This is a genomic window from Paenibacillus pinistramenti, assembly GCF_005869875.1.
Lineage (GTDB): Bacteria > Bacillota > Bacilli > Paenibacillales > Paenibacillaceae > Fontibacillus > Fontibacillus pinistramenti.
This window is the reverse complement of the sequence record NZ_VAWG01000021.1, coordinates 25638-50217: the sequence shown is the minus strand read 5'-3', so window position 1 is coordinate 50217 and position 24580 is coordinate 25638. Positions and strand designations below refer to the sequence as shown.

The following is a 24580-nucleotide window of genomic DNA, read 5'->3' as shown; positions in this document are numbered from 1 at the left end:
GATCTCGGGCGGCCGGCCGCAGGGGCCGCTCCGGCGAGCGGGCGCGCCGTCGTGCCGGGCGCGCCATAGCCCGTGCGGGCGGCGCCTGGTGCGCCCGCAGGGTTCCGGGCGGCACCGAAGTTGCTGCCGCCCGCTCCGCCGCCGAAGCCGCGTCCGCTGTAGGCGCCGCCGTTGTTCGCCCCGCGCCGGTAGCGGTCGCGGGCGATGTCGGTGTCTTCCTTCAGTTCCTCAGGAATCTCCTCCAGGAACCGGGAAGGCGGGTTGGCCGTTGTGCGGCCAAACAGGGTGCGCATCTGGGCACAGGTCAGGAAGAGCTGCTCCTCCGCCCGCGTAATGCCCACATAAGCAAGGCGGCGCTCCTCTTCCAGCTCTTCATTGTCAAGGAATGCCCGGCTGTGCGGGAAGACGCCTTCCTCCATGCCGATGATAAAGACGACAGGGAATTCGAGGCCCTTGGCGCTGTGCATCGTCATCAGGACGACGGCGTCCGACGAATCGGCTTCCTGCTCGTCATCGTTCATGCTGTCGATGTCAGCGATCAGCGCAAGATCGGTCAGGAAGGCAACGAGCGATTTGTCTTCATTATTCTTCTCAAATTCCATCGTAACCGACAGAAACTCGTCAATGTTCTCCAGACGGGACTTCGATTCAAGCGTGTTCTCCCGCTGCAGCTCAAGACGATATTCCGTGAGTTCCAGCGTTTTTTCAGTCAGCTCGGTAACAGACAGGAACTCAACCATGCGGACAAGTGACACGATCATGTCGTAAAATTCCACCAGCGTATTGCGGGTACGGCCTGCAAAGCCGAGATCATCCACGTACTCGAGCGCTTTAAAGATCGAGGTGTTCCGCTCTGCTGCAGCGGCAGCCAGCTTGGCTACGGTCGTGTCGCCGATCCCGCGTTTCGGCACGTTGATAATCCGGGTCAAGCTGATATCATCGTCCGGGTTGGACAGCAGGCGCAGATAAGCGAGCATGTCCTTGATTTCTTTGCGGTCGTAGAACTTGATCCCGCCGACGATCTGATAAGGAATGTCCGATTTGATCAAAATTTCCTCGATGACCCGGGACTGGGCGTTCGTCCGGTAGAGAATCGCGTGATCCCGGTACGATTTGGCATTCTTAATATTCTTATGGATCTCCGAGGTTACGAAATACCCTTCATCATGCTCGGAATCGCCCCGGTAAACCTTGATCTTGGCGCCTTCGCCTTTATCCGTCCACAGCTTCTTCGGTCTGCGCCCGCTGTTCTGGCCGATAACCTCGTTGGCCGCATTCAGAATTGTGGAGGTCGAGCGGTAGTTCTGCTCCAGCATGATCGTAGTTGCTTCCGGATAATCCTCTTCAAAGTTCAAAATATTCGTAATATCCGCGCCGCGCCAGCGGTAAATCGACTGGTCGCTGTCCCCCACCACGCAGATGCGGTGATGGCTGTCTGCAAGCATTTTACAGAGCATATATTGGGCACGGTTCGTATCCTGATACTCGTCCACGTGAATGTACTTGAACTTCTTCTGATAGAAATCAAGCACTTCCGGCACTTCTTTAAACAGCTCGATTGTCTTCATAATCAGATCGTCAAAATCCAGCGAGTTGTTGCTTCTCAGCCGTCTTTGGTACATTTTGTACACTTTGGCCGCGATGTCCTGCATGTAGTCGCCGATCTTCTTCTCGTACTGGTCAGGAGTGACCAGCTCGTTCTTGGCTGCGCTGATCAGAGCTTGAATGGCCTTTGGCTCAAACTTCTTCGTGTCGATGTTCAATTCCTTCATGCAATTCCGGATAACGGACAACTGGTCGGTGGAATCGAGAATGGAGAAGTTCGACGTAAAGCCGATCCGCTCAATGTCCCTGCGAAGAATCCGTACGCACATGGAGTGAAAGGTGGAAACCCAGATCTCACGGCCTTCGGAGCCGACCAGACTGGAGACCCGCTCCTGCATCTCACGCGCAGCTTTATTTGTAAAAGTAATCGCCAGGATTGCCCAAGGCGGAGCCTTGCGGGTACCGATCAGATAGGCGATGCGGTGCGTCAGCACGCGCGTCTTGCCGCTGCCCGCCCCCGCCATGATGAGCAGCGGCCCCTCTGTCGCGAGCACCGCTTTCTTCTGCTCCGGATTCAGCTTCTGTATGGCTTGTTCTATATCAACAGACATTGAAGTCATGTCTCCTTTCCTTGTTAACAAACTTCCCTCATAAAGGACGAGGGACTTTGAGGCCATTCCGTTGGAAGAGCCCACATATGAAAAATCCTGCAAAATTCTGCAATTTTGCGAAAAGAGCGCGACTTCTATAAGACGTTACTGAAAGAAGTTACTGAAAGACGTTACTGAAAGACGGTACAGACTACGTCCCCTTCACCGCCTGAACCGTTTCAAGCGCTTTGGCCAGATCGGAATAGACGATATTCCCGACCACAACGGTGTCACTGACCGCCGCAGCCCGGGCCGCTGTCTCCGCATCCGTCACGCCGCCGCCGTAAAACAAGCGGGATTGTTGCAGTGAACGCCGGACGCTGGCCACAAGCTCCATGTCCCCGAATGTGCCGCTGTATTCCACATAGATCACAGGCAGCGACATGAGCCGTTCCCCGGCTTGTCCGTAAGCCGCCGCACGCGCGGCAGACAAACTGCTATCCGCTGATGTCAGCTTCCCGGCCGTCGAATCCGGGTTCAAAATAATATAACCCTCGGGGATCACCATCTCCCAGGGAATCAAATAACCGAACTGTTCAACCGCTTCGCTGTGCCTTCCAATCAGCCAGCCGGAGTCCGCGGCGTTCAGCACCATTGGAATCAGGTAAAGGTCAAATCCAGGAACAACCGCCTCCAGATCGGAAACCTCCAGCACACACGGAAGCTCAAATTGTCTGACCCGGGACATCAGGTCCACGGTATTGTCATAAGTAACCCCGCTTGAGCCGCCAACCATGATGGCATCCGTTCCGGAGAGGCAGACTGCCTCCAGCTCCTCCTCTGTCAGACTGCGGTCAGGGTCCAGCTTAAACACGTGTCTCCACGTGTCAATCATTGATTTCAACGTCTGATTCCTCCAGCGCATATGTCCTGAAAATCGTTCAAAAAAGACACTACGTTCTAGTCTATGATACCACCCGAATGGTGTCAACGTTCGTATTTTGGATGGAAAAAAGGGAACAAAAAAAGCTCCGCCGTCCCAATCGGTTATCCCTATGCGGACAGCAGAGCGCTGCGCTGCGTGCGAAGATAAATTTTTAATCAAACAAGCTGAGCATGGAACGTTATCTTAATCCAAGCAGCACTTTCCAGGCCGGGGTCTGCAGATCACTCTCCGACAGGTCGTCCGAATAGAATCCGTAGGCGCCCATGGCCTTATACTTCAAAACATCTTCCATCGTATCAATGGTATGAACGTAGGACGGCACACCCAGATTTGTCAAAGCGGAAATCAGCCAGCGGTTGGCCCGGTAATCCGACATTGTCACGGCTGTAATGTGATTCTCCCGCACAAACTTGACGACCTGGGCGTCCGTATCCTTAGAGACATAAAGTGTGTAGATGATCTGCGGAAAATCATACACGGCTTTAACCTCAGCCAGCATCGGCTGATTGTAAATCTGCGGGACCACCCGGCTCAGCACGCTTGGGTCCACCTCATCCGCTTCCTTGACGATGGTGCTGAACATCTGGTTGATGCGTTCCGGCTCAATTTCTTTGGTATCGGTAATAATATAAATGTCAGGATACTCGTGCAGCAGCTGCACAGCATCGGCCCAGCTGAGCGCATCGTATTTCCCCTGAATCTTGGCTTGTCTGAATTCTTCATAAGTAAAACGGGCATCCAGCCTGTCCTCAGGCAGTTCACCCTGCTGGCCCATCATTTTGGATAAGCTTGCGCCCCATTCGTGACGGCCGATCAGCTGCGGGTCCTCATCTGAGGTAAACAGCATGTCCATCTCAAAAACCCGGTTGCCTTTGGCGTAGCTGGATATAAACGCTTCGTAGCTGTTTGTGTAGGTCAATCCGTTAATGGCGCCCATGGCGTGCGAAACAGCCTGATACTGCAGAAAGCCTTTTTTATCAAAAGCAGATTCCTGATCATGAAAAATAAAACTGCTCCCGAAGAGCATAATCAGGAATACGGCTGCAGCAACCCCAAGAAGACTTAACAATCGTTTCATGAATTATGGCCTCCAGCCTAAAATGCTCTGCATATACGCAAGAAGCTGGTCCCGCATATCCTCCTGCTTCAGCGCATAATGAAGAGTTGTCTCAATAAATCCGAGCTTCTCTCCCACATCGTGGCGTTCTCCTTCAAAATGGTAAGCCATGATGCTTTCTTTCTCGCCGAGGCGCGCAATGGCATCGGTAAGCTGAATTTCTCCGCCTACCCCCTCATGCTGGGCTTCCAGCTCCTCAAAAATACCAGGGGTCAGAATATAACGCCCCATAATAGCCAAATCGGAAGGAGCGTCCTCAGCCTTCGGCTTCTCGACCAGACGCTTGGCCCGGTAAATTCGCTCTTCCAGCAGATCGGCGTCCACAATGCCGTAGCGGGACACCTGCTCGTGAGGCACCGGCTTCACGCCGACAACCGAACGGCCGTAACGCTCGAACACGTTCATCATCTGCTTCAGGCACGGTGTGCCTGCGGTCTCCACGATGTCGTCGCCGAGCAGAACGGCGAAAGGCTCGCTGCCTATGAATTTGCGGGCGCACCAGACGGCATGCCCAAGTCCGCGCGGTTCTTTTTGCCGGATGTAGTGAATATCAGCCATGTTGGACGGTCTGCGGACTTCCTCCAGCAGCTCCCACTTCCGCTTCTCCGACAGATGGTGCTCCAGCTCAAAGGAGTTATCGAAATGATCTTCGATCGCCCGCTTGCCCTTCCCCGTCACGATAATAATATCCTCAATTCCCGAAGCGACGGCTTCTTCAATAATATACTGGATGGTCGGTTTATCGACGATCGGCAGCATCTCTTTCGGCATCGCTTTCGTGGCAGGAAGGAATCGTGTTCCGAGACCGGCTGCAGGAATAATGGCTTTGCGTATTTTCATAGACTTAGAATCTCCCTTGTTGGTGGTCAGCCAAAAATGAATACGGGACAGCAATCCCGGTTCATTTTTATCTATCTATTCATGATCCAATTTATTATAACACAGGGCTGTGAGAGTGCCGAGCTGGGGATCTAGGGAAAGGCTTCCGAAGCTCCCCAGCTGCATCCTTCACATGCCCTCAACAGCAAACCATTGATCTTGCAGCGTCCAGCCTCGCCCGTTCCAGCCTAAGAGACTGACCATATAGCCGTAACGGTCGGCATGATAAAGGCCGCTGACCCCCTGGAAAGCCATTAACGAGTATTTGCCGTCCCTGTCATTATCCACCGGATACAGGCCGCTGACGGGATCCACAAATCCCTGAACGGGTTTGATAAGCGTGCCGTCCGGATTGTAGATTTGGTTTAAGTAGTCTTTGCCGCGCCCCCTGATATCGATTGTATACGTCTTGTTCGTGTTCAGGGCAGTTACGCGCAGCTTGTAATCCGGCAGAAAATCGACCGTGTATTTCCACTGCTGGCTGAAGTGCTCCGAGTTAAAAATATGCCTGAACTTTCCGTTCTCATAATGGTACACATCATCGTACGTAATCGCCCCTGACCCGCCCGAGTCAATCTGCACTAATATGTCCTGATAGCCGGAGCCGGTAAAATCAGCCAGCACCAGGCGCGGGTTATAGCCTGCCGGTTCCGGCAGCCTGATCGTATACACCTGGCCGGTGCTGCCGTCTTTGACGGTCAGCGTAATATTTTGCACAAAGGGGCTGTCTACCGTCTTCGTTCCTGTCAGCAGGATGGTATCCGGCCTGCCGTCGCCCGTCACATCGGCAATCGCCTGATCTGCTTTAAAAATCATTTCCGAGCACCTTCTTCTCAGTAATAAGGGACAACTACGATGAAGGACAAATACGTCCCGCGTTCTGCAATCTTCCTCTGGAACAGCATATGAAGCATAAGCCCGGCTGGTTCCCGCCTAAGCCGCATGAGAAGGAGGCTGGCAAAATAAAAGACCGCTCAGGCCCGGAACCCTCGTTCCGACTCTGGCGGTCTGTATATGTCGTATATGTTCGTTATCCCGTCTCAGGCTTCCGGCAGAATCTGCTTAATGGAAGATCACCTGTTTGATCCGGGATTCTTCTAATGATGTCAAAGTGTACGGCGACTGCGGTGTGTGCAAAAGGCGTTCTGTGCCAAACTCAATCTTCCGGTACTCTTCGTCCCCGGCTGCCTTTGATTCCCCGCGTACTCCCGCTACGAAATTCTTGATTTCTTTAATAGCTGCCAGCATGGCTGTTCATCCTCCTTGGATGATGTTTCAAATGAATTTGCAACCTCTTTGGTTACGCTTTCATTATAGCACGATTGCTGGGTTATTGGAAGGTGTGTCCGCGAGAAATGCACATTATTTTTTGGTAAAAATGTTGTTAAATCAAGGTTAAAAGTTGACATATCTTTAAAATAGTACACTAGAAAAAGAAGTTTGTTCACTGTGTGCGGACACATAAAACAAGCACCTGTCTATGAGATACTCTGAGCTGATACAGAGCTGGCTTGAGCCAGTTATCCGGGCAAAAAAAACCAGAATGCACTGAATTCTTCTCTGCACTCTGGTGTATTTGTTTTAGTAAGCATTTTTAAAGCCGTTGCGGATCGTCCTGATAATAATGCGGATATCGAATAATAAAGACCAATTTTCAATATAAAAAATATCGTGCTTGATCCGGTCCTCGATCGAGGTATCCCCGCGGAGTCCGTTGCTCTGCGCCCAGCCGGTAATTCCCGGACGGACGTGGTGCTTGACCATATATTTCGGCACCTCCTCGCGGAACTGTTCCACGAAGTAAGGCCGCTCAGGCCGGGGACCGACCACGCTCATATGTCCAAGCAGCACGTTGAAGAACTGAGGAAGCTCATCCAGACTCGTCCGCCGAATGAAGGAGCCGAACGCCGTACGCCGCGGATCGTTTGGAGTTGTCCAGCCGGTATCCGCCGCCCCCTCGGGCAGCATGCGCATGGAGCGGAATTTATACATATTAAACTTCCGGCGGTTGAGGCCCACCCGCTCCTGTTTGAAAATGACCGGGCCAGGAGATGTCAGCTTCACGCCAACCGCTACGGCCAGCATGATCGGCGAGGTAAAGAGAATTGCAAGCATAGAAAATACGATGTCAAAAGCTCTCTTAAACAGGCGGTTGCTCATCAGATCAAGCGGAATCTCCCGCACATTGATGGTCGGCATCCCGGCAAAGTTATCGAAGTGGGGTCTTGCAGGCAAATAATCGAAAAAGTCCGGAATGATCAGGGTCCGTACCCCCGCCTTCTCGCTGGCCGAAATGATCGCCGGATATTTGGGATGGGCGTCGAGCGGCAGGGCAAGGATCACTTCGTCGATCAGGTATTTCTTAAGGCAGGCTTCAAGATCACTTAAAGTGCCTAAGATCGGTTTGTACTTCTGCACTTCTGCGTCATCCCACCGCTGGTAGTCATCCAGAAAGCCGACAACTTCATAACCAAGCTCCGGATATTGACTCAAGTTGTCCGAGAAGCGTTTACCCAGCGAGCCTGCACCCACGATGAGCACAAACTGGCGGTTGTAGCCGTTCCTGCGCAGCCGGCGGAGCGAGTATTTGAGCACATACCTGTAGAAGAGAATCAGGAACAGGTTCAGCAGCATATAAATCGCGAGGTAGGAGCGGGAGATGTTCACCTCTTTTACAAAGAACAGCAGACTGAGCAGCACGAACAGGCTAATGGAATGAACCTGAAAAATCTTCAGCATCTCGTCGGCGAAACGCTTCCTCCGCTTGGGCGAATACAGGGCAATCATCAGGCCGGTCATGACCGCTACCGCCCCGTAAATCAAACTCCAATAAGCATAGCTTTCAATCGGCAGGGGCTGCTCGTGCGGAATCCAGCCGCTTCCGAATTTCAGCCACCAGGCGATCAAGAAGGAGACCTGGACGACGAGCAGATCGGCAAAAGCGTACATTTGCGTCAAGAAGCGCTGATTGCTGCGGATCATGCTTTAACACCCGCCTTCGAGCTGCCGCTGACAGCAGCTGCCGGCCTTGCAGGCTTAATCCAGTTAAGCGCGAGCGCAAGCCCCAGCTTCAGGCCAATGCCGGCGTACACCGCCCCGTTGATCAGAAAGTTATAACGTCTTTGATAATGCTTTCTATGAAAGAGCAGCATGGCACGGTGGAATTCATAGACGATTTTGAACGGCCGCCGCCGCGCGCTTCCGCCCTTAAAATGTACGATGCTGGTATCCGAGTTGTAATAAATCTCCCAGCCCGCCTGCTTGATGCGGTAGCACCAGTCGATGTCCTCGCCGTACATAAAAAAGCTCTCATCCAGCCCTCCAACCTGCCGGATCACCTCCTGGCGGACCAGCATAAATGCGCCCACCAGACAATCGACCGGGTAAGACTCATCCGGATTCCTAAACCCCAGCTGGTACTGGTTAAACCGGGGGTTGGACGGAAACAGCCTGGAGAACCCGAAGGCATAATAGAACGAAGCCGATGGCGTAGGGAAGCCTCTCTTGCAGGCTTTGTCCAGCGAGCCGTCGGGGAGTACGATTTTGCAGCCTGAAGCTCCAACCTCCGGTGTACCGTCCATAAAAGAGATCATGGTCTCCAAGGTATGCGGCAGCACGACCGTATCCGAGTTGAGCAGCAGCACGTAACGCCCCCGGGCAATGGCCATGCCCTGATTGTTTGCTTTTGCAAAGCCGGCATTCGTATCGTTAGCAATAACACGAACCTCCGGATAAGCGTCAGAAACCGCCGCAACCGTATTGTCGGCCGAATGATTATCGATAAGGATAATTTCATAGGTATAACGCGTCTTGGAAGCATAAACCGACTGAATACAGTCTATGGTCAAGCCGCACGTATTGTAATTTACGATAATAATGCTTAAGTCCATAGCAGTTAAGCTCCTGACAAAATTAGTAATCTCCTATTATTATATCAGCTTTGGCAAGGACTGTGGGAACAGCAGCGCCTGAATAAATAGTCTGCCGGTCCTAAGTCATTCACCAAGGAACTGGTTAATATCTTAGTAAAATAAACCAAAACATGAAGCAGGGAGGATTATTTATGAAAAAGCTGATTGCCGGACTCACCATCGGGATGCTGATCGGTTCATCCACAATGGCAGCCGCCGCCACTTCGAGTACGGTGCAGGCTGCTCTGGCCCATTTTAAAATTATCGTAAGCGGACAAACGAAAACGGTATCATCCAGCCAGCTCGTCTATAAAGGCAATACATACATCCAGCTGCGCGAAGCGGGCAATCTCTTCGGTTACGACGTCAGTTATGACAGCGCCTCAAAAACCATTGGCTTCTCTGTGAAGAATAGCAGCACAGCCTGGGTGACGCTGAGCGATTTTGCCGCTGCCAACGGCTACACCATCAAGCTGCCAAACGCGGACGGCGACGAATACAACATTGTTCAGGGCACCAAAATCCTGCTCACCGCCGATGCCAGCAACCTGCGCGAGGGTGAAGAGAAGACCTTCACCGCCACAAACGGCAAAGTCATCACCCTCAGAAAATATCTGGGTTCGATTCAGCTGAATAAAGCGGATCTGGAGGATGCGGGGCTGTTGAAATAAAGAGCCTGAAAAAGATAGCCCGGAAGCGAAATAATCCGCTCCGGGCTAAGTGGCTAAGAACTTAAAAGCAGATTATAACCGCGCCAAAATATCGCCAAGTAACACAAACAGATAAATTGTTCCCGCAGCAATACATGCTAAAAGCAATAGAAGCAATAACAGTCTTGAACGCTTTGCTTTCTTGATGATGATGAACATCGCTTGTACCCAAACCCTAAAGAGCTTAATAAAATTATAATTAGATTTTCCAAACTGCCTTTTTCGGTGATTAAAAGATGTATTTGTGATATTATCTGTAATTTGAATAATACTAGCTGGAATATTAATATTTGCACCTGCTTGACTAACAATTTCCTTGGCGATTTCCCTCTTCATCACCATAAAACTACTAAAGTGAATAGCCTCCTGTCGATCTAACAGCCAGTTTACAACAACAGCATTGTATTTCGATATGAGCCTACGGAATAGTGTATGATTATATTCATTTCTTTGCCCAATGACCACATCATATCCGTCATTCATTTTATTTAACAATTTTATCAGTTCTTCCGGTGGAGTTTGCATATCATCGTCCATTAAAGCGATAATATCTCCCGCAGCTACACTCAGTCCTTTAAATATTGCAACCTGCTGGCCGAAATTCCTCTTTAGATCCATAAATGTAACATTTGGGTTTTGAAGTTCCAATGTTGAACAGATTTCAGCACTACGATCCAAACTTCCATCATTGACCAGTATAATTTCTAAATTATAACCGTACTTGTACTGAATGAGCAGTTGGTTTACGACCGTGCTTATTGAATCTTGTGAGTTGTATACGGGAATAACTACCGAAAGCCGAGTATAAGTCATGTTAAAGCATCCTGCCTTGGATGTTTTCTTAGAATATAATAGGCATTTTTAGTTTCAAATCCTGCGCTTGTATAAGCTCTTAAAGCTTCAAGATTGTTTGAGGAAGTTTTGATAACCAATTTTGAATAACCAGATTCTTTAGCCCATTTCAGACCTGCCTCTATAACAATTAACCCCAAGCCATTATGAATATGCTCCTTGTAAACTGCAGTTAATATCCCCTGCACTGTATTCGTATCCACCGCAGAGCAGTAAAAGAATCCGATTTTCTTGGAATTAAGCTCTACTTGGTAGATATGTGCTGTACCCGAATAATAGGCATTACTCATCCAATTAACATATCTTTTATAAGCGGTTTCTGTTCCAAATACAGGATCTAACGATACTCTGTCTGTAACAAAAATACCTTCTTCGATCTTGGCCAAAAAACCTTGCAGCTTCTCTTCGGTATCTACTTTTTCCCATGTACATTGGGGAAACATTTTTTGTACATACCTAGATAACTCTCTTCGTCTGTTGAGATTTCGGGACAATTCAAACTGTGTCTCCATAAATCTAAACCCCATATCCTCGAGGCTGTGCACGAGTTCCAGCTTTCCTTTTGGAATCTTAGCAACAATGTAAGGATAGTTCTGAAAGTCTTGAGTCAAATCGTTTAAAACATGTATTGTATCTTTATCTTCAAACTCAATTTCCAGGACACTTCTATCTAAATTTCTTAATTCCCAATAAGCATCAATTTTTTTCATTATTCACCATACACTTTCAATTTGTACGTTAATTATCAAAATAATAAACTTTATAACCTTGTTGCTGATAAACGATTTGCTTATTTAACGATGGAGGCCAGTTTAAGAGATCTCCTTGATGCACAATATACCACTTTATACCTTTTGATTTAAAATAATTCTTTATGGTTACACCGTCACTCCATTTCATTATACTTTCCACTTCTTTTATCCTATCGGATTGCAAGGGGGTACCCAGGTCTTTATAGAAAGATACATATTCCTGTCTTTCTGACAATGCGGTGACCATAAGATCGGGATCGTTATGGGAATCTTGAACAATATCTTTTTGGGCGCTCTGCTCCTTAATATACTCCAAGGCCCCCACATAAGCCGTTGGATAAGAGAGATAATTATAATCTTTCCCCCAAGCGGGCCCCTTCTGAACGTCCTTGGCCATGTTCCATGAAATAATAAGAAGGAGTACCATAACTGTGCTTAAGGTGTAACGTAAATAACGAGATCTATCCATTTTATTATTGAGCAAGTAACCAATTGCTCCAAATACCCATATACACACTATAAAATAAGCCCAAACTAAAGGACGATGCATAAGTTCCTCTTTATTACCAATTAGATGGGCATCATATGAAATGGTTAAGGACGTGGCCAAATAATTAAATATAACAATAAGTGGAAATAGGGCTAAAACCAATGATATTTTTTTGCGTAAGACAACAATAATGAGAATATAGGCCGCCCCTAATATGCCTAAAGTACCTAAAAACAGCATTACCGCCATAAGTCCGTACCAGTACACAGTGCTTATTGAAAAGTGATCTGGAGTCATACTTGTTGTGAACCACTTCTTCATCCATGCATTCTGGAATTGTTCAATTGTGAACCGAGTGTAACTTGCCGAAGCACTCCCATCATAGCTTATATAAGGGACTTCTTTGAATTGTTGAACATAATGGATAACAAAAAAATAGGAAAATATGCAAAATGTGAACCAAAGAACTTTGATTTTGACGGTGACTTTAGTAAAAAATATCGAAGGAAATATCCACAGAACTAAGGCATTTGCAAAAAAGATATGAAATTTATAAGTTATACAAATTACAGAGATAGTGTAACTTATCGCTATATTTAGAAAGCGGCCCTCTTTACAGCCTATAATCATAATCATCCAAGCAAGGCACATTAATGCCACACCATAAAATCCGCCTGGCGCAATAAATTGAAGCCAATGATAGCTCAACCACGAGTTACCAAACCAAAGCGGCGAAGCATCAGGAAACGTAAGAACACCAGCTGCAGCTATAATACCTGCTCTAGCTCCCCAAAAGGAGCGAATAATGACGTATGCCCCGAATCCTGACAAGAGCATTCCCATAGGGGTTAAGAAACTATTGAATACCTCATAGGCTGTCGTAGGGGTAAGGGAGCTTAGTTCAGATGGCAAAATATACATAGCAAAGTGATAAAAAGGCATTGGCTGATTGGCTAATAATAGATGCTGCATGGAACTAAACCCTTGAGCATGGGTAATCGAGCTGATTATACTTGCATGAAAAAAACTATCCACCCAAGGTTTAATAATGGTGGTCTCTCCAGAAATTTCCACTGCATCTACAGAAGTTCTCATCCATAAGGAAACTGCTGACAGAATAACAAGGAGAGCAGCTAAGCTCATTTTCCTGCTTTCAGGCTCAGCATTTTCCTCCATATCCCTGATCCTCTGTTTACTGAGAAGTGCCGCTATAACAACAAGGGTCGCCATACAGAAAAGATCGGCTCTTACGCTAAAGGGGAATATATAAAACATAAAAAGAAGAATGGAATTTAATGAAAAGAATCCAACTAAAAAGCACAGACAAAAATCGTGATATTTTTTTATAGAATTAGGCATATACGAAAGAACAATTCTGCCGCTTAACCATACAAGTAAACAAATGCCTATAAAAAAGAGGGGGACTGAATAATGCAACTGATGGACGGTAAGTACATTCAAAAGAGTGAGCACAGATGACAGAAGCAATATGAATAACCATTCCCATTTCATTCTCCGAGCTACAGCCAAAATTTAAAAGCCCTTTCCTATAAGTTTCGTTTCATAAAAATCAAAAATTAGCCGAACAATATAATCTTGTTGTGATGTGCTTAATGAGTAATACAGCGGTAATCTCAATAAGATCCGGCTTGTATGTTCCGTAACCGGCAACTCTTCATTTTGTCCCCAAACTTGCCCCATTTTTGACAGGTGCAGAGGAACATAGTGCGGTACTGCCGTAACTCCATGCTCTTGCAAATATTCCATCATCTTATTTCTCATTTCTTCTGTTTCCAAAAGGAGATAAAAGATATGATAGTTGGTTATGCATTCTGCCGGAACGCTAGGCAGCTTTATTAATCCTCTATCTCGAAGAGGCTTTAACCCCTGGTAATAACATTCAAATAACGTTTTCCTTCTTTGATTAATTTCTTGCCAGTTCTCCAATTGCCCATATAAAAATGCTGCCAATATTTCCGAAAGCAAGTAACTAGAACCCATATCGACCCACGAGTATTTATCAATTTCTTTCTTTATGAAGGCTGTTCTATTGGTGCCCTTTTCCCGTATGATTTCTGCTCTAGCAATAAACCTTTCGTTATTGACAGCTAATGCACCGCCTTCACCGCAGAAGTAATTCTTTGTTTCATGAAAGCTGTATGCTCCTAAATCACCAATTGTCCCAAGATACTTATCTTTATACTTGGCCGTTAAAGCTTGAGCAGCATCCTCGACCACATATAGACTATGGCGTTGTGCGATCTGCATAATAGAATCCATTTCACATGCTACGCCAGCATAATGAACTACAAAAATTGCTTTGGTGCGCGGAGTAATTCTTTCCTCTATTTTAGTCTCGTCTATGTTCAAGGTATCTTCTCTGATGTCGACAAAAACAGGAATGCCGCCGTGCATGGCAAAAGCATTGACTGTAGAAGTAAAGGTGTAGGATGGAACGATAATTTCATCCCCCGGTTTAATATTCAACAGCAGTGCAGCCATTTCCAGCGCATGAGTACAAGAGGTCGTTAACAAGGCATGATTAACATGAAAGTTATCTTCAATAAATTTCTTAGACCTTGCAGTATAGGGGCCGTCCCCGGATAACCTTCCACTCTTAGCAGCGGTTAACATATACTCGGTTTCTCTTCCTATGGGTTGTGGATTATTAAACGGGATCATGACGTTGATTTACCTTTTCATGTTGAGATATAAGTTCTGACTGAATTCGATTTTCAGCACGGTTATTGTAACATATTGTTTACGAACAAAGTAGTAAATACGACATTTACTAAACGTCAAAGAAACTACAACAAAACGTCCCACTACTAAGGGACGTTTTGTTTAAAGGTCAACCGTTTTCAATTGAAGGATCAAACCCGAAAGAAAAATAAATTGACCAAATAATCATGGTCTAGTGATCGTTTGATTATGAACCCCTCTGAGAAACTCCTGCAATCCCTCACGCCAAGGACGCAAATCATTAAAGCCATTCGTACGAATCGAAAGATGTTCCATAATCGAATTACGGGGACGGGGGGCCGGACGCTGGAATTGTTCGGTTGTACACGACTCCAGTTCGGCATGGAGTGAAAATCCTGGCACCAACCGCCCCGCCTCTTCAAAAATCGTCTGCGCAAACTCATACCACGTGCACCAGCCGCTGTTGGAGGCATGGTATATGCCGTACTTCTCCGTGGCCATAAGTTCAAGCAAGAACTCTGCCAAATCCTTCGTATAGGTCGGCGAGCCCTTTTGATCATGAACGACCTGCACCTTTGGCTTTTCCTGACCAAGTTTCAACATTGTCTTAACAAAGTTATTCCCGTAATGTCCGTACACCCACGATGTCCGCACGATAAACCATTTGGTGGACAGAGACTGGATCAGCAGTTCACCCGCACGCTTTGATTTGCCATATACGCTTTGCGGGTTCGTATTGTCGTATTCCACATAAGGGACCTCAGAGTTGCCATCAAATACATAATCCGTACTGATATAAATAAGCTTCGATCCGACTTGTTCTGCAGCCATAGCAACATTCCGGGTGCCGGCGGCATTCACCAAATAGGCTCGATCTGGATCGGCTTCTGCTGCATCCACAGCTGTATATGCAGCACAATGGATAATGACTTCTGGAGAAAACGATGAAATGATATCATGACACTTTGCTTGATCCGTGATATCCATCTGCTCGCGGTCGCAGGCGAGGACGGTATGCCCCACCTTTTCTAAAAGTAGAACCATGTCCCGTCCCAACTGCCCGCTGGCTCCGGTAACCAGCGCCTTCATTGTGATGCCTCATTTAAGCGAGAATTGTACTGCACGGCATAATACTGCTGATAGACACCCGACTGAATACGCGTCCACCATTCTTTGTTATCTAGATACCATTGTATGGTTTCCTTAATCCCCGTCTCAAATGTATACTTCGGCTTCCAGCCGAGTTCTGACATTGTTTTGGTCGGATCAATACCGTATCTGCGATCATGTCCTGGCCGATCCTGAACAAACTTGATCAATGACTCTGGCTTACCTAGCTGCTTCAAAATTGTTTGTACAATTTCCACATTAGTCCGCTCGTTATTGCCGCCGATATTGTATACTTCACCATTAATTCCTTCGTGAATTACCAGATCGATAGCGCTGCAATGATCCTCCACGTAGAGCCAATCCCGAATGTTCATGCCATCCCCATAGACGGGCAGGGCTTCATCAGCCAAAGCACGGGATATCATTAAAGGAATCAGCTTCTCCGGAAACTGATAGGGACCATAGTTATTCGAGCAGCGGGTAATATTTACAGGTAGGCCAAACGTCTCATGATAAGCCCGCACCAGCAGATCGCCGCTGGCTTTGGATGCCGAGTAAGGGCTGTTTGGAGCAAGCGGTGTCTCTTCGGTAAATAACCCGGTCGCCCCCAGCGATCCATAAACTTCATCCGTAGAAACCTGTACAAACTTTGTCACGCCGTATTTCTTGGCTGCGTCCAGCAGCACTTGTGTCCCTAAAACATTCGTTTTCACAAAAATACCCGGATCCAAAATGCTCCGGTCCACATGCGATTCAGCTGCAAAGTTTACGACAACATCGATGCCCTGCTGAAACAGCTCATCTACAGCCGCCGTATCCTGAATATCCGCCTTAACAAAGGTATACTTCGGATTGTCTTCGATGGATTTTAAATTTTCCAGATTGCCTGCATAAGTTAAAGCATCCACGTTCACGATTTCATACTCCGGATGCTCTTTCAGCATATATAGCACAAAGTTGCTGCCTATAAAACCGGCTCCGCCGGTGACAAGCAGTTTCATGAAAGGCTCCCCCTCATTTCCATTCATCCTCTAATCAAAATTCAGTTCCGCATCCTGCAGCAGCGGGTGCCGCTGATCCTTCTCCGACAGCACCGGATTGGACGCCGGCCAATCAATGCCAAGCGCAGGGTCATTCCATAGTATGCCGCGGTCATTCTCCGGAGAATAATATTCGTCCACTTTATACATGACTTGGGTATTTGGCACAAGCGTGCAGAAGCCATGCGCAAAACCCTTCGGCACCAGCAGCTGCCGCTGATTAAACTCGCTCAAAATAAAGCCCTGCCACTGCCCAAAGGTCGGCGAGCTCCGGCGCACATCTACGATCACGTCATAAATGGCTCCGGACAGAACCCGCACCAGCTTCGTCTGCGCCTTTGGATTCAGCTGATAATGCAGACCGCGCAGCACCCCCGGCTGGGCAGACAGGGACTGATTATCCTGAACAAAATGATAGTTAAGGCCTTTAGCCTGCATCACCTGTTCATTGTAGCTTTCCATAAAAAAACCGCGATGGTCCCCATGAACCACCGGTTCCAGCAGACTGGCTCCTTCCAGATTCAAAGGAGTTACCTTCATCGTTCGACTCCCCTTCACCTAAAGTTTCAATTTGCCGAATTCTTCACCAAAAAGAATATCCTGCGCGAGCTCATTAGCTCTGGCCCATGAGGCATGAGTTCCGGCATCTGTCCACCAGCCCTCAAGCACATCATAAGTAAGCTGGCCGCGCCCGATATAGGCATTATTTACATCAGTGATCTCCAATTCACCGCGCGCCGACGGCTTCAGCGTTTTGATAATATCAAAAACGGAGCTATCAAACATATATATGCCGGTTACGGCGTAATTGCTTTTGGGGGTTTGCGGCTTTTCCTCAATGGAGATGATTCTATCCCCCTGCAGTTCCGGAACCCCAAAACGCCCCGGATCAGGAACCTCTTGAATCAGGATTTTTGCTCCGGTCTGCTGATTCTCAAAATTTTGGACGTAAGGGGTAATATCGTCAGCAAAGACATTATCGCCAAGAATAACAACCATCTGATCATCCCCGACAAAACGCTTGGCCAAGCTTAAAGCCTGGGCGATCCCGCCGGCTTCATCCTGGACTTTATAAGTGAAAGCCACGCCTAGATCACTGCCGCTGCCGAGCAGGTTAACTACAGCGCCCATATGCTCCTTGCCTGTGACGACCATGATGTCGGTCAATCCGGCTTGTTTAAGCTTATATACAGAGTGGAAGATCATTGGGTACTTGCCAACGGGCAGCAGATGTTTGTTGGTGACTTTGGTTAAAGGAAAAAGGCGGGAGCCGGTCCCGCCTGCTAGGATGATTGCTTTCATGTAAGGATCCTCCTCATTATAAACGGCATCACTAGGTTGGTTCATTCTATTTTGCACTAACAAGATCTCTTAATGAATTAATACTCTATTAACATTTGACCTTCTGCCGATACTTCGGTAGACAATATTCAAATTGAATGCCGCTTGAGGACTAAAGCAGTTTCTTCCATCAATAATTATTGGTTCTTTCAAATACTTTTTGTAATTCTCCAGACCAAAGGAAATAAATTCATTCCATTCAGTCGCAATAAGCGCAGCGTGGCTTTCCGTAAGGGCATCCTCTACAGAAGTACAGTATTGAACCGTGGCGCCAAGTTGTGTCTTAGCTAATTCCATAGCAGCCGGATCAAAAACTTTCAAATGCAGACCCGGATATTTTTTCTTTAAATCATTAATAATCTTAATTGATGCCGCTTCTCTTATATCGTCTGTGTTAGGTTTAAAACTTAGCCCCAAGACAGCAACCGTTTTGTTTTCTAGATCTTCGCATTCCTCTTCCAGCATGCTTATTAACTTCTTATACTGAATTTCATTGACATTGATAACTTCTTGAAGCAGATTGAAATTCAGTCCCAGGTGCTCAGCGATCTTAATAAGACCTTTAGTATCTTTCGGAAAACATGCACCTCCAAACCCAATTCCTGCTTTCAAAAACTTGCTCCCTATTCTAGAGTCAGTGCCTATTCCTTCTGCAATTTGTGAAATATCAGCTCCTGCAAGTTCTGCGATATTTGCAATTTCGTTAATGAAAGATATCTTCATAGCCAAAAAAGAATTTGCTGCATATTTTATAAGTTCTGCGCTTCGAATGTCGGTGACCTGTATTTTTGTATTTAATGGCTTATGAAGCTCAACAAGGATTTCACGCGCCTTTGCAGAAGCTACTCCTATTACAACGCGCTCTGTTTGAAAGAAATCTTCTACCGCTGTGCCTTCTTTCAAAAATTCCGGTACAGAGGCCACATCAAAACCAATGTTTTCATCCGTTATATTTGCGCCGATAATCTCTTGCACTTGACTAGCAGTTCCCACTGGAACAGTGCTTTTATTAACAATGACTTTATATTCATTCATGCATGCCCCAATTTGCTTAGCTGCGGTGTGGACGAATGACAAATCTACATTTCCATCTTCTAAAGAAGGAGTCCCTACAGCAATAATGATAATTTCTGCAGCTTGCACTGCCATATCTAAATCCGTAGTAAACTTTAACCTTCCTGATGCACTGTTTTTGATTACAAGCTTCTCAATTCCGGGTTCATAAATAGGCATAATACCTAAATTCAGCTGCTCAATCTTAGAAGAGTCAATATCTACACAGATAACTTCATTACCCATCTCTGCAAAACAAACTCCTGAAGTTAATCCGACATACCCAGTACCTATTACAGCCAATTTCATCTCTTTCACCACTTTATGAGATTTGTTTTTTATCTTTAGCCGTATGGGCCTTTGATTCATAATTATCATCCATGATAACTGGTTGGCTTAATTCTATCTTTCTAACCCGGTACAGTAATTCTTCTATAAGTTTACGATTATTGGATATTAAATCTGCAATAACTCCTAATGTTCCAAGTTGAAAACCAACAATCATCATCACTGCAGCCAAAATCAAGGATTGAACATGTCCATTCCCTGAACCTGTTAAATAGAAGATTAAAAATCTAAGTCCTATTAGTAATCCAATAAACGTTGAAATCAAACCTGCAATTACAAACACCTTCATTGGCTTATACATAGTATAAATTCGGACAATAGTTTTAGCAGAGCGTCTCATGTAATTAGTAATACCTTTAAATAAACGAGACTCTCTAAGTTTCCCGTTCGTACCAATCTCTACATGTCCTATAGCTAACTTCTTATGACCAGCCTGTATAATAGTCTCTAAAGTATATGTAAATTCAGATACAATATTTAACCGAAGTGCGGCATCACGGGAATAGGCACGAAAACCACTTGCAGCGTCAGGAACTTTTGTCTGGGACAGTCTTCTCACAACACTGCTTCCAAATTTCTGAAAGAACTTCTTTATAGGGGAAAAATGAGCAATATTGTCGGTTTTTCTATCACCGACTATCATATCATAGTCTCCGCTAAGGATAGGGGCAATCAATTTAGGAATATCAGCACCTCTGTATTGATTGTCTGCGTCGGTATTTACAATAATATCTGCTCCTAATTTAAGGGACGCATCAATACCGGCCTTGAAGGCCTCAGCCAGCCCTTTATTTTTAGGGAAACGGACAATATGGTCTACCCCTAATGATCTAGCTACTTCAATTGTTCTATCAGTACTGCCGTCATCAATAATCAAAATTTCAACCTTACTGATCCCCTTAATTTTCCTAGGTATATCTCTAATAGTAACCGGAAGGGATGCCTCTTCATTCAGGCACGGAATTTGAATGATTAATTTCATTAGTATTCTCCTTTCTCAATATCTTAAAATAGGGAACTATGGCAAATAAGGTCGTTAATATAAATACGACAACATTAATATAAAAAGCGCAAACCAATAAATCCTGGAAAGAATACCCTCTCATCGAAAAAGCAAATGCCATGCTTACTTCCATTGTACCAAATCCGCCGACCCCATTAATGGGCAGAACCCATGAAAAATTTGCCAGTGTTGTTGCAAATAAGGTATCCCACATCTCGTACTTCTGATTCAATGAAAAAAACAATAAATAAAAGAACACGAAAATAAAACTCCATATCCCTAGCGAAGTAAAAAACAGATAAATACGCAATTGATTTGTTTCTACCTCTTTTGAATGTCCGATTAATACTCCTACTTTTTCATCAATTGTTTTGAAAATTTTTCGCATGCTAATTTTATTTAAAACTCTGCGAAATAGATACAAAAATGTTGATGGCTTCAAAGCGCAGAATAGCAGAATCGCAGTAACTATCCACAGACCAATACTAATTAAATTTAGTTTATATAGGACAGTATAGGATAGCGACAATAAGAATACAGAAATTAGCAAATCGTATAACTTTACAAAAATAAAAACATTTATACCTGAGGCCAATGAAGTTCTTCGAACCCTTTTTAATAAATATATTAACGAAAAATCGCCCAATCTAGCTGGAATCACTCTGTTATAAAAATTATGCAATATACTAACCCCCAGCAACTGGCTAGTTTTGACTACAGGATCTGCTAGCAGAAGTTTAAAACGTAAAGCTCTCAGGTAATAACATAAAAAGTAGACTGTCGCTGCAAAAATCAACATCACATAGTTGAGATCCTGGATAATACTCACAAATTTAATCCAGTCGATCTTAAAGGCAATATATAGGACGAAGAGTAATGTAAGGAATATGGAAATAATTAATTTGGCTGTCTTTTTCATTTTTTTGTACCGGCCTATTTTATTTTTTACCACTACTATAGTTCTACTTATCTGACAGTTTAATTATGGTGAAATATTTTTCGTTATAAACTTGAATTCCATCCTTCGCTAACTCCATAGCGATTTGATCAGCTTTACTTTTATAGTTTTCAAGAGTACTCTTGCTTACCGGCCAATAATACGACTCCCATCTTAATGAAAAATACGGCATGATGACGTATTCAGCCAAACCTTTTTCCTTAACCTCAAGAATATCTTGGTTCAGCTTGGCAATATCAGAGTCCGCTAGAAGATTACGGATGGAATCCGGAAAATACTGCGCACTAATCGCTAAACTTTTATCGCCGGCACTATTATAAGTTGTAAAACCAACCTCACTCGATATATAAGGCGCTAAATAATCATTTTCAGATGGTATAAAAACTACACGATCATTCAGTGAGAAATTATACTTTTTCATAGGCGCAATAACATCTTTGTTGAACTGATGAATCTCGCTCAAAGTTTCTTGGGCTTGAGTCGGCGCGAAGGTCTTTGGAAGAAAATCTATTAATAACAATATAATTAAACTATAGTATAGAACATTTTTTTTCTTTTCTTTCAATAAAGCCAATCCATAACAACTTCCAATTAATAGAAGTATCTTTGGTACAATCAACCACCTATAGTTGGCCCTCATCATATTAAATGGAAATATTTTATATATAAAATCCCATGGAAATTCTAAAAGCGTTTGTTTAGAACTCAGTAAATAACTTTCGTAGGTTATTGAACCCGTTTTGACAATTGTATTATTAAATTTTAGTGCCGGACCTAATGCTAAAATAAGAAAAACAAAAAATATGAGCGAAAAGGCTTTTACATTTGGTTTATGACGATTCTTTAAAGTAAAAAATAGAGAAACTGCAATCAAAACGATGCCTAAATAGTTAAACCACATTGTAGAATCGCCTGGAAAACTAAGAGATTTATTTGATAAGTACGTGTTAATTGAGAAAATTTTACTTATATATTGAGAATCAGTAGGCAGCAACAAACTGAGTACATCTGGAGAGGTGCCTCTAAAGAAGTCCAATGGGCTAGAAAAGCTAGTTATATCACTTGGTAATAATATTTTTATTGATACAGCAGCAAGCAGCCACGGAACAATTATAAATAAAAGATAGAACCCCCAAGCTCTTATTGAAAATTCCTTTCTAAAACAAAGAGAGAGTAAAAAATACAAGCATGAGGCAGCAGCCAATATAACTGCAATATACCAGGATGTTGAAGGGTAAAGCAGGCGGACTAAATAACACAATGCAAAAATAGCAGCATTCTTCCAACTTAAAAACACAAATTGATTGGATTTTATTCTTGATAAATAGTAATCAAGGCACAGTGAAATTGGAATAAGCATGATCCCAAAAAATACAGCGGGGATTCCAACTTGAGAAACTATTAGTGGATCTATGTAAAATAAAATACTAAAAAACCAGCTTACATAGAGATTTTTGGTAATTTTATAAAAGAAATAGATTAGACAAAAAACCGAGCATACATAAAAAATTAGATAAGTAAAAACAGTGCTGAAGATGATATTATTTGTGAACAACTTCGTTAGTGAAATAACAATATAGGGAAAAAACATCTCATCACTTGGACTTCCATAAGGATATCCAAACTGCTTTAGAGTAGTATGAAAAATACCATTGTTAGCGAGATAATTCCCAGCTCCCATCACCGCATAATTAATTCCCAGTGTAGGAAATCCATTAAAAGGTATAATTCCTAGCAAAAAAGCAATATAAATATTACCGAAGACAAGAAGTAAAATAGCAAGGACATTAAGAAGTCTTATTTTATTAAAAAGCATCTTTAACCTCGATTCTTCCTTTTAAAATGTGGTAGCTGACGGGAAGCGCCAAGAGAGTTTAATGTCACCGCACGACGTCATCCTCTTGGACATATTCCCCAACCTGTACTTCTATAAAGCACAAATCTATCTTTCCGGGGTTGCATATTGTGTGCTCTTCCCCCATTCGAATAAACGTTGATTCGTTCGCTCTTAAGAGTGTCTCAATTCCATTTACTGAAATTAATGCCGTCCCACCAAGTACAATCCAATGTTCATTTCTATGGAAATGTTTCTGAGTTTGTAATTTCCCGCCCGGCTTAACAACTACTTTTTTTATTTTATAGTTTTGAGCAGTGTCTAGAACCGTATGATTGCCCCACGGCCTGTAAGCCGTAACATGGTTATCACAGAGCTCGGACTTTCTCCGCTTTAATTCACCCACTACTTCCTTTACCTTTTGAGACGAACCCTGTCTTGAAATCATTAAAGCATCTGGCGTATCAACAATTAAGAGGTCATTTACATCAATGGTTGCTACCATTCTACCATTTGAGAGAACAAGATTTCCCGCTGAGTTAACGTTAATATAATCTTTGGATACCGAATTACCAGCCTCATCCTTGGGTAATTGTTCATATAGAGCTTCAAAGCTTCCAAGATCAGACCAGCCTATATCGGAAGGAACGACTTTTACGTTTGTGCTGTGTTCCAAAACCGCGTAGTCAACACTGTTAGAAGGAATAGCTTCCATTTCATCCTTTGAGATACGAAGAGAGTCATAATGCAGTTTTGCATTTTTAAAAGCTAATAGAGTCGTTTCATAAATGTCTTTAGCTGCTAACTTCAACTCTCTGAGAAATACTCCTGCTTTAAATAGAAACATACCGCTGTTCCAATAAAAGTTTCCGGCCTCTACATACTGATCGGCAGTTAATGAATCCGGCTTTTCTTTGAACGAAATTACATTCTGACCATCAGCTTCTATATAACCATATCCTGTTTCGGGATAAGTGGGGTTGATACCGAAAGTTACTAAATATCCTTTAAGAGCCAGCCCTTTGGCTGTTTCTATACAGCTAGCGTATTCCTCCTGATTTTGTACAACGTGATCAGAAGGCGTGATCAGAACCAGTTCTTCTTCACCTGCCGCAAAACAAGCCAGAGCTATGGCCGGGGCGGTATTCCGCCCGACTGGCTCAAGAATAAATTTATCCGCTCTAATATCCAATTCATTAAGATGATCCAATGCCAAAAAATACTGCTCTTCATTCGACACAATAAATGTTTGATCACAGAGGGCGGCATTTCTCTCCACAGTCATTTGAAATAAAGAGTGATCCCCCAGCATCTTGTTAAATTGTTTAGGATACAATGTTCGAGATAGCGGCCATAACCGGGTACCATTCCCTCCGCACAATACAACATTTATCATAT

At 44.6% G+C, this 24580-nt stretch carries 22 protein-coding genes; 1 reads left to right on the top strand and 21 read right to left on the bottom strand.

The genetic code is table 11. The features are described from left to right. The 8 genes from pcrA to FCN15_RS17195 form a co-directional block, all read right to left on the bottom strand. The coding region (gene pcrA, locus FCN15_RS17230) for a DNA helicase PcrA (RefSeq protein ID WP_420819590.1) at window positions 1–2165 on the bottom strand (2165 nt) is incomplete at its 3' end. A 181-nt stretch (window positions 2166–2346) separates the two neighbouring features. After that, window positions 2347–3039, bottom strand: coding sequence for a heptaprenylglyceryl phosphate synthase (gene pcrB, locus FCN15_RS17225; RefSeq protein WP_476703850.1), 693 nt, complete (start codon window positions 3037–3039; stop codon window positions 2347–2349). Between the two features lie 220 nt (window positions 3040–3259). Then, window positions 3260–4159, bottom strand: coding sequence for a phosphatidylinositol-specific phospholipase C/glycerophosphodiester phosphodiesterase family protein (locus tag FCN15_RS17220; RefSeq protein WP_138496217.1), 900 nt, complete (start codon window positions 4157–4159; stop codon window positions 3260–3262). Between the two features lie 3 nt (window positions 4160–4162). Then, entirely contained in the window at window positions 4163–5038 is an 876-nt protein-coding gene (gene galU / locus FCN15_RS17215) for a UTP--glucose-1-phosphate uridylyltransferase GalU (protein WP_138496216.1), read from the bottom strand. A gap of 168 nt (window positions 5039–5206) precedes the next feature. Then, on the bottom strand, window positions 5207–5893 hold the full coding sequence (locus FCN15_RS17210) for a VCBS repeat-containing protein (RefSeq protein ID WP_138496215.1): 687 nt from the start codon (window positions 5891–5893) through the stop codon (window positions 5207–5209). Between the two features lie 246 nt (window positions 5894–6139). Next, window positions 6140–6325, bottom strand: a complete 186-nt coding sequence (locus tag FCN15_RS17205) for a hypothetical protein (protein WP_138496214.1) — start codon at window positions 6323–6325, stop codon at window positions 6140–6142. Between the two features lie 333 nt (window positions 6326–6658). Then, entirely contained in the window at window positions 6659–8059 is a 1401-nt protein-coding gene (locus FCN15_RS17200; RefSeq protein WP_138496213.1) for an undecaprenyl-phosphate glucose phosphotransferase, read from the bottom strand. Continuing rightward, the gene (locus tag FCN15_RS17195) at window positions 8056–8967 is read right to left on the bottom strand and encodes a glycosyltransferase family 2 protein (protein WP_138496212.1); all 912 of its coding nucleotides are present in this window, start codon (window positions 8965–8967) and stop codon (window positions 8056–8058) included. Before FCN15_RS17195 ends, FCN15_RS17200 begins: the two co-directional genes overlap by 4 nt. Window positions 8968–9140: 173 nt before the next feature. Between FCN15_RS17195 and FCN15_RS17190 the strand changes: the two genes are divergently transcribed. Next, window positions 9141–9659 carry a stalk domain-containing protein gene (locus tag FCN15_RS17190; protein WP_162515395.1) on the top strand — a complete coding sequence of 173 codons (519 nt, stop codon included), beginning with the start codon at window positions 9141–9143 and terminating at the stop codon, window positions 9657–9659. A gap of 72 nt (window positions 9660–9731) precedes the next feature. On the opposite strand, the gene FCN15_RS17185 is transcribed toward FCN15_RS17190, so the two are convergent. From FCN15_RS17185 to FCN15_RS17125, 13 genes are all read right to left on the bottom strand, one after another. Continuing rightward, a complete protein-coding gene (locus FCN15_RS17185; protein WP_138496210.1) occupies window positions 9732–10511 on the bottom strand; it encodes a glycosyltransferase family 2 protein in 780 nt (259 codons plus the stop codon). Next, the gene (locus FCN15_RS17180; protein ID WP_138496209.1) at window positions 10508–11260 is read right to left on the bottom strand and encodes a GNAT family N-acetyltransferase; all 753 of its coding nucleotides are present in this window, start codon (window positions 11258–11260) and stop codon (window positions 10508–10510) included. Before FCN15_RS17180 ends, FCN15_RS17185 begins: the two co-directional genes overlap by 4 nt. Before the next feature lie 28 nt (window positions 11261–11288). Further along, window positions 11289–13304, bottom strand: coding sequence for a hypothetical protein (locus FCN15_RS17175; RefSeq protein WP_138496208.1), 2016 nt, complete (start codon window positions 13302–13304; stop codon window positions 11289–11291). A 21-nt stretch (window positions 13305–13325) separates the two neighbouring features. Beyond that, window positions 13326–14474 carry a dTDP-4-amino-4,6-dideoxygalactose transaminase gene (gene rffA / locus FCN15_RS17170; RefSeq protein ID WP_138496207.1) on the bottom strand — a complete coding sequence of 383 codons (1149 nt, stop codon included), beginning with the start codon at window positions 14472–14474 and terminating at the stop codon, window positions 13326–13328. Between the two features lie 225 nt (window positions 14475–14699). Continuing rightward, window positions 14700–15584, bottom strand: coding sequence for a dTDP-4-dehydrorhamnose reductase (gene rfbD / locus FCN15_RS17165; protein ID WP_138496206.1), 885 nt, complete (start codon window positions 15582–15584; stop codon window positions 14700–14702). Next, window positions 15581–16606, bottom strand: coding sequence for a dTDP-glucose 4,6-dehydratase (gene rfbB / locus FCN15_RS17160; RefSeq protein ID WP_138496205.1), 1026 nt, complete (start codon window positions 16604–16606; stop codon window positions 15581–15583). The genes rfbD and rfbB overlap by 4 nt, the downstream gene beginning before the upstream one ends. Window positions 16607–16636: 30 nt before the next feature. Next, window positions 16637–17185 (bottom strand): dTDP-4-dehydrorhamnose 3,5-epimerase, encoded by a 549-nt coding sequence (rfbC, locus tag FCN15_RS17155; protein WP_138496204.1) that lies wholly within the window; start codon window positions 17183–17185, stop codon window positions 16637–16639. Window positions 17186–17203: 18 nt separating this feature from the next. After that, window positions 17204–17947 carry a sugar phosphate nucleotidyltransferase gene (locus FCN15_RS17150; RefSeq protein ID WP_138496203.1) on the bottom strand — a complete coding sequence of 248 codons (744 nt, stop codon included), beginning with the start codon at window positions 17945–17947 and terminating at the stop codon, window positions 17204–17206. Between the two features lie 69 nt (window positions 17948–18016). Then, entirely contained in the window at window positions 18017–19348 is a 1332-nt protein-coding gene (locus FCN15_RS17145) for a UDP-glucose dehydrogenase family protein (RefSeq protein WP_138496202.1), read from the bottom strand. A 13-nt stretch (window positions 19349–19361) separates the two neighbouring features. Next, on the bottom strand, window positions 19362–20369 hold the full coding sequence (locus FCN15_RS17140) for a glycosyltransferase family 2 protein (RefSeq protein ID WP_138496201.1): 1008 nt from the start codon (window positions 20367–20369) through the stop codon (window positions 19362–19364). Beyond that, window positions 20335–21309 (bottom strand): lysylphosphatidylglycerol synthase transmembrane domain-containing protein, encoded by a 975-nt coding sequence (locus FCN15_RS17135; RefSeq protein ID WP_138496200.1) that lies wholly within the window; start codon window positions 21307–21309, stop codon window positions 20335–20337. Before FCN15_RS17135 ends, FCN15_RS17140 begins: the two co-directional genes overlap by 35 nt. A 43-nt stretch (window positions 21310–21352) precedes the next feature. Further along, window positions 21353–23164 carry a hypothetical protein gene (locus FCN15_RS17130; RefSeq protein WP_138496199.1) on the bottom strand — a complete coding sequence of 604 codons (1812 nt, stop codon included), beginning with the start codon at window positions 23162–23164 and terminating at the stop codon, window positions 21353–21355. Between the two features lie 64 nt (window positions 23165–23228). Further along, on the bottom strand, window positions 23229–24578 hold the full coding sequence (locus FCN15_RS17125; RefSeq protein ID WP_138496198.1) for a mannose-1-phosphate guanylyltransferase/mannose-6-phosphate isomerase: 1350 nt from the start codon (window positions 24576–24578) through the stop codon (window positions 23229–23231). Window positions 24579–24580: the final 2 nt, after the last annotated feature.